The sequence below is a fragment of the Pseudomonas sp. LAMO17WK12:I1 genome (assembly GCF_900177315.1).
Classification (GTDB): domain Bacteria; phylum Pseudomonadota; class Gammaproteobacteria; order Pseudomonadales; family Pseudomonadaceae; genus Aquipseudomonas; species Aquipseudomonas marginalis.
This window is the reverse complement of record NZ_FWZV01000007.1, coordinates 232,632-245,035: the sequence shown is the minus strand read 5'-3', so window position 1 is coordinate 245,035 and position 12,404 is coordinate 232,632. Positions and strand designations below refer to the sequence as shown.

The following is a 12,404-nucleotide window of genomic DNA, read 5'->3' as shown; positions in this document are numbered from 1 at the left end:
CTAGGCGAACGTGATCCGTCTGCTCGGGCTGATTAAAGGTTTCAGCCAAGCTGTTACAGGCAAGGAGGGTTTGCAGGGCGATATTGGATTTTTTATGGGCGTCATTTCACAACCTTGAGGCAAAAAAAAGGGCCTGAAGAACGAGCCTTCAGGCCCTCAAAAGGTGAGAGGTGTCTAGTCCCTCAACCTGGTGAGCGGTGCAACAAACGCTTAGGCCTTCAACGGGACCAGGCGTGGGGCAATCATGTTTTCGGGGCGCAGGATGTCGTCGAGCATGGCGTCGTCGAGCAAGCCTTCTTCGCGCACCAGTTCCAGCACGCCGCGGCCGCTTTCGAGGGCGATACGCGCAATGCGGGTGGCGTTTTCATAGCCGATGTACGGGTTCAGCGCGGTGACCAGGCCGATGGAGTGCTCCACCAGTTCGCGGCAGCGGGCTTCGTTGGCGGTGATGCCGACGATGCAGTGCTCGCGCAGCATGTCCATGGCGCGTTGCAGCAGGCGGATCGAGTCGAAGATCTTGAAGGCGATCAGCGGCTCCATCACGTTCAGTTGCAGCTGGCCGCCTTCGGCCGCCATGGTCAGGGCCAGGTCGTTGCCGATGACTTGGAACGCAACCTGGTTCACGGCTTCCGGGATCACCGGGTTGACCTTGCCGGGCATGATCGAGCTGCCTGGCTGGCGCGCCGGCAGGTTGATCTCGTTGATGCCGGTGCGTGGGCCGCTGGATAGCAGGCGCAGGTCGTTGCAGATCTTCGACAGTTTCACGGCGGTACGCTTGAGCATGCCGGAGAACAGCACGAAGGCGCCCATGTCGGAGGTGGCTTCGATCAGGTCGGCAGCCGGGACCACTGGCTGGCCGCTGATAACGGCCAGGCGTTGTACGGCCAGGGCCTGGTAGCGTGGGTCGGCGTTGATGCCGGTGCCGATGGCGGTACCGCCCAGGTTCACTTCGGTGAGCAGCTCTGGCGCCAGGGTTTTCAGGCGGGCCAGGTCTTCACCGAGGGTAGTGGCGAACGCACGGAATTCCTGGCCGAGGGTCATCGGCACGGCGTCCTGCAATTGGGTGCGGCCCATTTTCAGCACGTGGCTGAACTCGACGCCCTTGGCGGCGAACGCCTGGATCAGGCTGTCGAGGCTGGCCAGCAGCGCGTCGTGGCCCAACAGCAGGCCCAGGCGGATCGCGGTCGGGTAGGCGTCGTTGGTCGACTGCGCCATGTTCACGTCGTTGTTGGGGTGCAGGTACTGGTATTCGCCCTTGTTGTGGCCCATGGCCTCCAACGCGATGTTGGCGATGACTTCGTTGGCATTCATGTTGGTTGAAGTGCCGGCGCCGCCTTGAATCATGTCCACCACGAATTCTTCGTGGAAATCGCCGCGGATCAGGCGGGCACAGGCTTCGCTGATGGCCGCGTGCTTGGCTTCGCTGAGCTGGCCCAACTCGCGGTTGGCATCAGCCGCCGCTTGCTTGACCATTGCCAGGCCGACCACCAATTTCGGGTAATGCGAAATCGGAACGCCCGAGAGGCGGAAGTTATTCACCGCTCGCAGGGTCTGGATGCCGTAATACGCTTGGGCAGGTACTTCGAGTACGCCAAGCAGGTCTTTTTCTGTGCGGAATGATGCAGCGGAGGACATGACGGAAATCATCTCGATATGGACCCGGAACAGGCCGGAACGCTGCGAATGCTAGGCCTGTAGGAAATTTTGGGCCAATGCTGTTAAACACTGGCCTATGCATAAACGGCATAATGTGAGTGTGACCCGGCTATCATGGCGGGCGTGTGTGCCAAAATGGTGCGTATCCGTGGGAGGCAGTGATGAACCTTGAGAGCAAATGGCTGGAAGACTTCAGCGCCCTGGCGGCGACTCGCAGCTTTTCCCAGGCGGCGGAGCGGCGCTTTGTCACCCAGCCGGCGTTCAGCCGACGTATCCGCAGCCTTGAGGCCGCATTGGGCCTGACCCTGGTCAATCGCTCGCGCACGCCGGTTGAGTTGACGGCGGCGGGGCAGCTGTTCCTGGTCACCGCGCGTACCGTGGTCGAGCAGCTCGGCGAAGTGCTGCGCCATTTGCATCACCTGGAAGGCGGGCAGGGCGAAGTCATGCAAGTGGCCGCGGCCCACTCCCTGGCGTTGGGTTTCTTCCCGCGCTGGATCGCGCAACTGCGCAACGACGGCCTGAACATCGCCACGCGGCTGGTGGCCACCAACGTCGGCGATGCGGTGCATGCCCTGCGCGAAGGCGGCTGCGACCTGATGCTGGCGTTCTACGACCCGGATGCGGCGATGCAAATGGACGCCGAAATCTTCCCCTCACTGCACCTGGGCAACACCGAAATGCTCCCGGTATGCGCGGCCGACGCCGACGGCAAGCCGCTGTTCGACCTCGAAGGAGAGGGCAGTGTGCCGCTGCTGGCCTACAGCGCCGGGGCGTTCCTCGGCCGTTCCGTGCACCTGTTGCTGCGCCAGCGCGCGCTGCGCTTTACCACGGTGTACGAAACCGCCATGGCCGACAGCCTCAAAAGCATGGCCCTGGAAGGCCTGGGCATCGCCTGGGTGCCGCAACTGAGCGTGCGGGCCGAACTGGCCCGCGGTGAGTTGGTGGTCTGCGGCGGGCCGCAATGGCATGTGCCGCTGGAAATTCGTCTGTATCGCTGCGCGCTGGTGCGCAAGGCGAATGTGCGGTTGTTGTGGCGCAAGTTGGAAGGTGGCGCGGCGCAGAATGCCTGAGCCAATCTCGGGCCGAATGCAGGGCAAATGGGGGAGGGGGCTTGTGGTGATTTGGCTGACTTGAAAGTCAATAAAACCGCCACTTTGCCCCGCTAGACAGATGGTCATCCCAGGGGCTGTTTATCTGGATTATTACGGTATACTGCGCGGCCTTCGGCCGGTCCAACCGGCCACATTTCGTACAACAAGCCACGCCGGATTTCCCGCGTGGCTTGTTGTTTTTTGACGCGCCTGCGGGCGCCCAGAGAGAAGAGGCACGACGATGAGTGCATTGGTTGGCGTGATCATGGGCTCCAAGTCCGATTGGTCCACCCTTAGCCACACCGCCGATATGCTGGAAAAACTCGGCATTCCGTATGAAGTGAAAGTGGTCTCTGCCCACCGCACCCCGGATTTGCTGTTCCAGTATGCCGATGAAGCAGAATCCCGTGGCATCGAGGTGATCATCGCCGGTGCCGGCGGTGCCGCACACCTGCCGGGCATGTGTGCGGCCAAGACCCACCTGCCGGTGCTTGGCGTACCGGTGCAGTCGGCAATGCTCTCGGGCGTGGATTCGCTGTTGTCCATCGTGCAGATGCCGGCCGGTATCCCGGTGGCCACCCTGGCGATCGGCAAGGCCGGTGCCATCAACGCAGCCCTGCTGTCCGCCAGTATCCTGGGCGCCAAGCACCCGCAGTTCCACGCGGTGCTGAAGAAATTCCGTGCCGAGCAGACAGACAGCGTGCTGGACAATCCAGACCCACGTATCGCCTGAGGGTGTTGACGATGAAAATCGGTGTAATCGGTGGCGGCCAACTGGGCCGCATGCTGGCCCTGGCGGGTACCCCGCTGGGGATGAACTTCGCTTTCCTGGACCCGGCGCCGGACGCCTGTGCGGCAGCCTTGGGTGAACACCTGCGCGCTGACTACAGCGACCCGGACCACCTGCGCCAACTGGCCGACGAAGTCGATTTGGTGACGTTCGAGTTTGAAAGCGTACCGGCCGAAACCGTGGCCTTCCTGTCGCAGTTCGTACCGGTGTACCCGAGCGCCGAAGCCTTGCGCATTGCCCGTGACCGCTGGTTCGAGAAAAGCATGTTCAAGGACCTGGGCATTCCGACCCCAGCCTTCGCCGATATCCAGTCCCAGGCGGACCTGGACGCTGCCGTCGCCAGCATCGGCCTGCCGGCCGTGCTGAAAACCCGCACCCTGGGCTACGACGGCAAGGGCCAGAAAGTCCTGCGCACCGCCGCCGATGTGGTCGGCACTTTCGCCGAACTGGGCAGCGTGGCCTGCTTGCTTGAAGGCTTCGTGCCGTTCACCGGCGAAGTCTCGTTGATCGCCGTGCGTGCCCGGGATGGTGAGACCCGCTTCTATCCGTTGGTGCACAACACCCATGACAGCGGCATCCTCAAGCTGTCCGTGGCCAGCACCGATCACCCGTTGCAGGCCCTGGCCGAAGACTATTCCAGCCGCGTGCTCAAGCAGCTGGATTACGTCGGTGTGATGGCGTTCGAGTTCTTTGAAGTCGACGGCGGCCTCAAGGCCAACGAAATCGCCCCGCGTGTGCATAACTCCGGGCACTGGACCACCGAAGGCGCCGAGTGCAGCCAGTTCGAAAACCACCTGCGCGCTGTCGCGGGCTTGCCATTGGGCTCCACGGCCAAGGTCGGTGAGAGCGCGATGCTCAACTTTATCGGCGTGGTACCGCCGGTGGAGCGCGTGATCGCCATCGAAGACTGCCATCTGCATCACTACGGCAAGGCCTTCAAGGCCGGGCGCAAGGTCGGCCACGCCAACCTGCGCTGCAAGGACCGCGCAACGCTGCAAGCGCAGATCCTCAAGGTCGAAGCGCTGATCGCCGAGCAATAACCCGGGGGTCGGCGGGAACCATTGGTTATCGCCGTCCTCTGATTGCAGGATGCCAAAGCCTGTCTAGGCTTTGGCATAGCTCACTTCATTCAGAGGGAAATGCCATGGGTATCATCGGAACCATCTTTATCGGCTTGATCGTCGGCCTGTTGGCGCGTTTCCTCAAGCCCGGCGACGACAGCATGGGCTGGATCATGACCATCCTGCTGGGTATCGCCGGTTCCCTGGCCGCGACCTACGGTGGCCAGGCGCTGGGCATCTACCAGGCGGGTCAAGGCGCAGGCTTTATCGGCGCACTGGTCGGCGCAATCATCCTGCTGGTGATCTACGGCCTGATCAAAAAGAAGTAATCAGCCGACAAAGTCCTCTGCGCTGCGCAGGCGCAGAGGGCTAGAATGCTCGCCACTTGTACTTGCCGAGCCTCTCCATGCGCCGTCTCCTGTTGACTCTTCTTCTGCTGGGCTCTGGCCTGGCCCATGCCGGTGAATTGCCGGAAACCGACTGGCTCGACCTGATGCCGCTGTCGGACCAGAAGGCCCTCGAAGCCATGCCCGAGATCGATCACAACTCCCCCGAAGCCCAAGGCACGTTCACCGACAAAGGTGGCCTGAAGCAGAGCAAAGGCTTGCCGGCGGTGATGTACTCGACCAAGACCGTGGCCGCCATGAACGGCAGGAACATCCGGATCGGCGGCTACCCGGTGCCGTTGGAAACCGACGCCAAAGGCCGCAGCACGCTGTTCTTCCTGGTGCCATACCCGGGCGCCTGCATCCACGTGCCGCCACCGCCGCCTAACCAGTTGGTGCTGGTGCGTTATCCCAAGGGTTTGAAGCTGGATGATATCTACACGCCGCTGTGGGTGACCGGCACGTTGAAGGTGGAGACGGTGAACAACGATTTGGCCGACGCCGCCTATGCGCTGGATGCGGGCAAGGTGCGGGTCGTAAAGGAATCCGATCTATAAGCTTCCGCTGAACCCAATGTGGGAGGGGGCTTGCCCCCGATAGCAGGGTGCCAGTCACTGTCTTTGGTGACTGATTCACCGCTATCGGGGGCAAGCCCCCTCCCACATTTGGAACTCCATCTACCGGGTAACACCGGTGATGCTCACACCCAGCGTGTGGCTTTCACCCGGCGCCAGCGTCACCACATCATCCAGCACATTCGCCGTCTCGATGCACAGCATGCCCTGCCAGCCATCATCGGCCATGTCGTCGAAGGCCTTGGCGCGTTCGGTCCAGGGGTTCCAGATCACGGTGGATTTCGAGCCTTGGCTGGTGAGCTGGATGCGACGCTGCCAGTCCTGATCGAGGATGCTCAGCGACGGGGGCGTATCGAGGTAGATGCGGTCGGTCTCGGCAGTGAAGTGCAGCAGGCCGGACTGGGTTTTCTCGCTCCAGCCATCGGCGGTATCGATGTACGCCGAGCCGTCCAGGCCTTCGACCTGCACGTTGCGTACGTCGCTCACGGCGAAGTAGGTGTGCAGCGCCTGGCTGAGCGTGACAGTGCCGTCGCCACGGTTGTGGCTGGTCAGGCGGATGTGCAGTTGATCGTCCAGCAGCAGGCTCAGGCTCAGGTCGACCTGATGGGGCCAGCCGGGGAAGCCGCCTGCAGGAACCGGTAGCTTCAGGTCCACCCGCAGCGCTTCACCTTCAAGGGTGGTCCCGGCCAATGCCCAGGTCGCGGTACGCACGAAACCGTGAGCGCCCGCAGGCTGATCACTTTGGCGCATCGCCTTTACGCTGGACGGGTTGCGGTCGAACACCCCAAACCAGGGCCAGCACACCGGGACGCCGGTACGAATGCCCTTGCCCTTCTTGAACACCGCCTCAGGGTTCGGCCAGATCAGCGGCTGCTCGCCTTCGCGGCCGTAACTGAAGATATGCGCGCCCTGCTGGGCAATCATCAGCTCGGCGCCGTTATGGCGGATGCGCCAGCAGTCCAGCTCGTCGATTTTTACGGTCTCAACGTGGGGCGTAGGCATAACAGGCACTCTCAATGGCAGGCAATGGGGCAATTGACCGTCAAAACCCCGCGAGGTTTAACGCGCGCGCGATGGCACCGAGCGTGTGCGGCCGCTGCCATCGATAGCGACAAATACAAACACCGCCTCGGTGACCTTGCGCCATTCGCTGGACAGCGGGTCGTCGCTCCACACTTCGACCATCATCTGGATCGAGCTGCGGCCGATTTCCAGGGCCTGGGTATAGAAGGACAGTTGCGCGCCCACTGCCACCGGCACCAGGAACGCCATGCGGTCAATGGCCACGGTGGCCACACGCCCGCCTGCGACCTTGCTGGCCATGGCGGTACCGGCGAGGTCCATCTGCGCGACCAGCCAGCCGCCGAAGATATCGCCAAAACCGTTGGTTTCACGCGGGAGCGCGGTGATTTGCAGGGCGAGATCGCCTTGCGGGATAGGATCTTCTTGTTCGAGTTCGATCATGCCGGGGGGCCTCTGACCCGTGACGCTTTTATAGGTGGAGCAAGGTGGATAGCCGACTGTTAGAAAAACGTTTCAGCACAAACATACTCCGTTCGATACGTTTCTCGTAAGGCGTACTAAAGGGAAACTCTGCCAAATCGGCTGGATGGCACCCAACGACGTTTTGGCGCAGCAGCCCCTCAAGCCTGGGGTTCTTGCGCTTGCAAGGGCCGAGTATATCGAGACCCTGGCGCCACGACGACCTCCCGGCGCTCATTTGGTCGGTAAATAGCCGCTGTATCGCGGCTTTTGCGCGCAACTGTTCTCCTGGCGCTGTGCTTTTACAAGCGATTTGCTATCTTGCCAGACCGCCGCCGGTCCCGGGCGTGTCGTCCTTATCAAGCTGACTACTATAAGAGAAGCCTTGCCATGTCCTCCGTGCCTGCAAGCAGTGCGCAACCGTCGCGCCCGCTGACCCGCAACGACTACAAAACCCTGTCGCTGTCTGCCTTGGGCGGGGCGCTGGAGTTTTATGACTTCATCATTTTCGTATTTTTCGCCACCGTGGTCGGAAAACTGTTCTTCCCTGTCGATATGCCCGAATGGCTGCGCATGATGCAGACCTTCGGCATCTTCGCCGCCGGTTACCTGGCACGCCCGCTGGGCGGCATCATCATGGCGCACTTCGGTGACCTGCTGGGCCGCAAGAAAATGTTCACCCTGAGCATCTTCATGATGGCCGTGCCGACCCTGATCATGGGCCTGCTGCCAACCTACGCGCAGATCGGCCTGTGGGCACCGGTCCTGTTGCTGTTGATGCGCATCATCCAGGGCGCAGCGATTGGCGGTGAAGTCCCCGGCGCCTGGGTGTTCGTCTCCGAACACGTACCGCCGCGCCATATCGGCTACGCCTGCGGCACCCTGACCAGCGGCCTGACCGCCGGGATCCTGCTGGGCTCGCTGGTCGCTACCGCGATCAACACTATTTACAGCCCTGAGCAGGTCTCGGATTACGCTTGGCGCATTCCGTTCCTGCTCGGTGGCGTGTTCGGCCTGCTGTCGGTGTACCTGCGCCGCTGGTTGCATGAAACGCCGATCTTCGCCGAGATGCAGCAACGCAAGACCCTGGCCGCCGAGCTGCCATTGCGTGCCGTATTACGTGACCACCGCGGTGCCATCGTGTTGTCGATGCTGCTGACCTGGCTGCTGTCAGCTGGCGTCGTGGTGGTCATCCTGATGACCCCGACCGTGCTGCAGACCATCTACCACTTCAGCCCGACTGTTGCGCTGCAGGCCAATAGCCTGGCCATCGTGACGTTGAGCCTTGGCTGCATTGCCTCCGGCGCCCTGGCTGACCGTTTTGGTGCCGGGCGTGTACTGGTAAGCGGTTGCGCCTTGCTGCTGGCGACCTCCTGGACGCTGTACCACAGCCTCATGACCCACCCGGACTGGCTGTTCCCGCTGTACGCCTTGACCGGCCTGTTCGTCGGCACCATTGGCGTGGTGCCTTACGTGATGGTGAAAGCCTTCCCGCCCGTGGTGCGCTTCAGTGGCCTGTCGTTTTCCTACAACGTGGCCTACGCCGTATTCGGCGGGCTGACGCCCCTGGCGGTGTCGCTGCTGATGAAGGAAAGCCCGATGGGGCCGGCCTACTACGTGGCTGTCCTGTGCGTGATGGGGATGGTGGTGGGTGGGTATCTGTGGAAGCGCGGGCGGTAACCCCGTTTAGCGCTTTTACCGGTAACCATGTGGCGAGGGAGCTTGCTCCCTCGCCACATGCCTTGCGTTTTATAACAATTACCGCTTGTTTCCAAGAAGTCGCTTAGTCGCCCTAACCTCCTCGTACGTCCCGACCTTCTCTCCTTTTGTTGTGTGATCTCCAATGCTGGCCTTTCATCCAATTGTCATATTTCAGACATAGAGTGTTCACACGGCCTCTCGATACTTGGCCCCGATCCAACTATCCCTATCTGCTAGGAGCAAGGCATGAAACTGAAACGTTTGATGGCGGCAATGACTTTTGTCGCTGCTGGCGTTGCGACCGCCAACGCGGTGGCTGCAGGTGTTGATCCGGCAATCCCGGCTTACGTCAAGACCACTGGTGTGTCGGGCAACTTGTCCAGCGTCGGTTCCGATACCCTGGCCAACCTGATGACCCTGTGGGCCGAGGGTTACAAAAAGGAATACCCGAACGTCAACATCCAGATTCAAGCTGCCGGCTCCGCCACCGCGCCACCTGCGCTGACTGAAGGCACCTCCAACCTGGGCCCGATGAGCCGCAAGATGAAGGACACCGAACTGGCGGCCTTCGAGCAGAAGTACGGCTACAAGCCAACCGCTATCCCGGTTGCCGTGGACGCCCTGGCCGTGTTCGTGCACAAGGACAACCCGATCCAGCACCTGACCATGGAACAAGTCGACGCGATCTTCTCCTCGACTCGCCTGTGCGGTGGCAAAGCCGATGTGAAAACCTGGGGTGACCTGGGTGTGACCGGCGACCTGGCCAACAAGCCAGTGCAACTGTTCGGCCGTAACTCGGTATCCGGCACCTACGGCTACTTCAAGGAAGAAGCCCTGTGCAAAGGCGACTACAAGCCTAACGTGAACGAACAACCCGGCTCGGCTTCCGTCGTGCAGTCGATCAGCTCCTCGCTGAACGGCATCGGTTATTCGGGCATCGGCTACAAGACCGCCAGTGTGAAGACCGTGGCCCTGGCCAAGAAAGGCAGCACTGACTTCATCGAAGACAGCGAAGAAAACGCCCTGAACGGCAAATACCCGCTGTCGCGTTTCCTCTACGTTTACGTCAACAAAGCCCCGAACAAGCCTCTGGCCCCGCTGGAAGCCGAGTTCGTGAAACTGGTTCTGTCCAAACAGGGCCAGGAAGTGGTCGTCAAGGACGGCTACATCCCACTGCCAGCCAAGGTTGCCGCCAAGGCCCTGGCTGACCTGGGTCTGAAAGAAGGCAACTGATTGCCTCTGCGGGGCCGGGATACCGGCCCCGCATCCAAATTTTCTAGTCCGCTGCCAGCCCTGCTTCGCGGCGGATTTGTTGCGTCACTGCACTGTCATCTTTCTGTCATACAGGATCGCTAGGGTGTGCGCATGAATGATCTGGCCAATTCCACCATGACGACAACTTCTCCCCCCAAGCGCATTGATTTCAATACGCCTGAGCTGCAACGCAAGCGCCGTATTCGCGCGCTCAAGGATCGCCTGACCCGTTGGTACGTGCTGGTGGGCGGCCTCGCCGTTCTGGGTGCGATCACCCTGATCTTCTTTTTCCTCGCCTACGTGGTCGCGCCACTGTTCCAAGGCGCCTCGCTGACCAAGGAAGACGCACTGACGCCCGCCTGGATGCAGGACGCCGGCAAGCCGTTGTTGATCTCCCTGGAAGAGCAGAACCAGGTCGCCATGCGGGTTTCCGACAAGGGCCAGGCGCTGTTCTTTGACGTCACGAGCGGTGCCGAACTCAAGCGTGTCGACCTGCCGCTTGCGCCCGGCGTGAGCGTGGCTTCCATCGGTGAAGACCAGCCGGGCAGCCCGCTGGTGATCCTCGGTTTGTCCAATGGCCAGTCCCTGGTGTTCCGTCACACCTATAAGGTGTCGTACCCGGACGGCAAGAAAACCATCACGCCTGCGATTGAATACCCCTACGGTGAAACGCCGATCGTGCTCGACGATGCCGGCCGCCCGTTGGAGCATGTTGCCCTCAACGCCACCGATACGTCGCTGGTGGTGGCAGGCTCGGCCGGTTCGCACTTGAACGTGCTGACCCTGAGCCGCGAAGAAAACATGATGACCGGTGAAGTCACCAGCGAGCAGAAGCGTGTCGAGCTGCCGCAAATGACCGAGCCGGTGAAGGCGATCTTCATCGATCCGCGCCAGCAATGGCTGTACGTGATCAACGGACGTGCCCTGGCGGATGTGTTCAGCCTGCGCGACAGGAGCCTCAACGGTCGCTACAAATTACTGGAAGATGGCGCTGCCGAAGTCACCGCCAGCACCCAGTTGGTGGGCGGCATCTCGCTGATCGTCGGTAACTCCAAAGGCGGCCTGGCCCAGTGGTTCATGGCCCGCGACCCGGATGGCGAGCAGCGCTTCAAGCAGATTCGTACCTTTCAGATGGGCACCGCGCCCATCGTGGAAATCACCGCCGAAGAGCGGCGCAAAGGCTTCACCGCCCTCGACGCCTCCGGCAAATTCGGCGTGTTCCACAGCACCGCCCACCGCACCCTGCTGGTGGATCCGGTGGTCGACGGCCAGGGCGTGTTTGGTATGTCGCCGCGCGCCAACCGGGTGATCGTCGAAGCCGGCGGCAAGCTGCAGCCGCTGCTGCTGGACAACCCGCACCCGGAAGTGTCCTGGAGCGCGTTGTGGAGCAAGGTCTGGTACGAAAACTACGACGAACCTAAGTACGTCTGGCAATCGACCGCCGCCAACACCGACTTCGAACCCAAGATGAGCCTGGCGCCATTGACCTTCGGTACCCTGAAGGCGGCGTTCTACGCCATGCTGCTGGCGGCGCCACTGGCTGTTGCCGCGGCGATCTACACCGCTTACTTCATGGCCCCGAGCCTGCGCCGCAAGGTCAAGCCGGTGATCGAACTGATGGAAGCCATGCCGACGGTGATCCTCGGCTTCTTCGCCGGCCTGTTCCTGGCGCCGTATGTCGAAGGGCATCTGCCGGGGATCTTCAGCCTGCTGATGCTGTTGCCGATTGGCATCCTGGTGGCCGGGTTTGTCTTCAGCCGCCTGCCTGAATCCATTCGCCTGCGGGTTCCCGATGGTTGGGAAAGCGCGATCCTGATCCCGGTGATCCTGTTCGTGGGCTGGCTCTCGCTGTACACGAGCCCGTACCTGGAAACCTGGTTCTTCGGCGGCGACATGCGCATGTGGATCTCCCACGACCTGGGCATTACCTACGACCAGCGCAACGCCCTGGTGGTCGGCCTGGCCATGGGCTTTGCGGTGATCCCGAACATCTATTCCATCGCCGAAGACGCCGTGTTCAGCGTACCGCGCGGCCTGACCCTGGGTTCCCTGGCCCTGGGCGCCACACCGTGGCAGACCATGACCCGCGTGGTGATCCTGACCGCCAGCCCGGGCATCTTCTCGGCGCTGATGATCGGCATGGGCCGCGCCGTGGGCGAGACCATGATCGTGCTGATGGCCACCGGGAACACGCCGGTGATGGAGATGAACCTGTTCGAAGGCCTGCGCACCCTGGCGGCCAACGTCGCGGTGGAAATGCCCGAGTCGGAAGTCGGCGGCAGTCACTACCGCGTGCTGTTCCTCTCGGCGCTGGTGCTGCTGCTGTTCACCTTCATCATGAACACCCTCGCCGAGCTGATTCGTCAGCGTCTGCGCAAGAAATACTCGTCGCTTTAAGAAAGGTAGAA

At 61.8% G+C, this 12,404-nt stretch carries 11 protein-coding genes; 8 read left to right on the top strand and 3 right to left on the bottom strand.

Annotated elements, in window-relative coordinates; translation table 11 throughout:
• Window positions 1–210 precede the first annotated feature (210 nt).
• Window positions 211–1,635 (bottom strand): aspartate ammonia-lyase, encoded by a 1,425-nt coding sequence (aspA, locus tag B9N88_RS15570; RefSeq protein ID WP_025854459.1) that lies wholly within the window; start codon window positions 1,633–1,635, stop codon window positions 211–213.
• 182 nt (window positions 1,636–1,817) lie between these two features.
• Here aspA and B9N88_RS15565 point away from each other — a divergent pair, with 182 nt between their 5' ends.
• The 5 genes from B9N88_RS15565 to B9N88_RS15545 all read left to right on the top strand — a co-directional run bounded on the left by B9N88_RS15565 (window position 1,818) and on the right by B9N88_RS15545 (window position 5,541).
• Window positions 1,818–2,726 carry a LysR substrate-binding domain-containing protein gene (locus B9N88_RS15565; protein ID WP_027608239.1) on the top strand — a complete coding sequence of 303 codons (909 nt, stop codon included), beginning with the start codon at window positions 1,818–1,820 and terminating at the stop codon, window positions 2,724–2,726.
• 262 nt (window positions 2,727–2,988) lie between these two features.
• Window positions 2,989–3,480: a 5-(carboxyamino)imidazole ribonucleotide mutase gene (gene purE / locus B9N88_RS15560; RefSeq protein ID WP_003176980.1), complete on the top strand. Its 492-nt coding sequence runs from the start codon at window positions 2,989–2,991 to the stop codon at window positions 3,478–3,480.
• A gap of 11 nt (window positions 3,481–3,491) precedes the next feature.
• Window positions 3,492–4,577: a 5-(carboxyamino)imidazole ribonucleotide synthase gene (locus B9N88_RS15555; RefSeq protein ID WP_027608240.1), complete on the top strand. Its 1,086-nt coding sequence runs from the start codon at window positions 3,492–3,494 to the stop codon at window positions 4,575–4,577.
• A gap of 104 nt (window positions 4,578–4,681) precedes the next feature.
• Complete coding sequence (locus B9N88_RS15550) at window positions 4,682–4,927, top strand: GlsB/YeaQ/YmgE family stress response membrane protein (RefSeq protein WP_016978642.1); 246 nt, start codon at window positions 4,682–4,684, stop codon at window positions 4,925–4,927.
• 77 nt (window positions 4,928–5,004) lie between these two features.
• Complete coding sequence (locus tag B9N88_RS15545; RefSeq protein ID WP_027608241.1) at window positions 5,005–5,541, top strand: DUF3299 domain-containing protein; 537 nt, start codon at window positions 5,005–5,007, stop codon at window positions 5,539–5,541.
• A gap of 120 nt (window positions 5,542–5,661) precedes the next feature.
• On the opposite strand, the gene B9N88_RS15540 is transcribed toward B9N88_RS15545, so the two are convergent.
• Together B9N88_RS15540 and B9N88_RS15535 are read right to left on the bottom strand one after the other, a co-directional pair.
• Entirely contained in the window at window positions 5,662–6,561 is a 900-nt protein-coding gene (locus B9N88_RS15540; protein ID WP_027608242.1) for a D-hexose-6-phosphate mutarotase, read from the bottom strand.
• Between the two features lie 57 nt (window positions 6,562–6,618).
• Complete coding sequence (locus tag B9N88_RS15535) at window positions 6,619–7,023, bottom strand: acyl-CoA thioesterase (protein WP_003176975.1); 405 nt, start codon at window positions 7,021–7,023, stop codon at window positions 6,619–6,621.
• A gap of 408 nt (window positions 7,024–7,431) precedes the next feature.
• Between B9N88_RS15535 and B9N88_RS15525 the strand changes: the two genes are divergently transcribed.
• From B9N88_RS15525 to B9N88_RS15515, 3 genes are all read left to right on the top strand, one after another.
• Complete coding sequence (locus B9N88_RS15525) at window positions 7,432–8,721, top strand: MFS transporter (RefSeq protein WP_027608244.1); 1,290 nt, start codon at window positions 7,432–7,434, stop codon at window positions 8,719–8,721.
• Window positions 8,722–8,988: 267 nt separating this feature from the next.
• Window positions 8,989–9,975: a phosphate ABC transporter substrate-binding protein PstS gene (locus B9N88_RS15520; RefSeq protein WP_016978637.1), complete on the top strand. Its 987-nt coding sequence runs from the start codon at window positions 8,989–8,991 to the stop codon at window positions 9,973–9,975.
• A 384-nt stretch (window positions 9,976–10,359) separates the two neighbouring features.
• Entirely contained in the window at window positions 10,360–12,393 is a 2,034-nt protein-coding gene (locus tag B9N88_RS15515) for an ABC transporter permease subunit (RefSeq protein WP_177327738.1), read from the top strand.
• Window positions 12,394–12,404 lie beyond the last annotated feature (11 nt).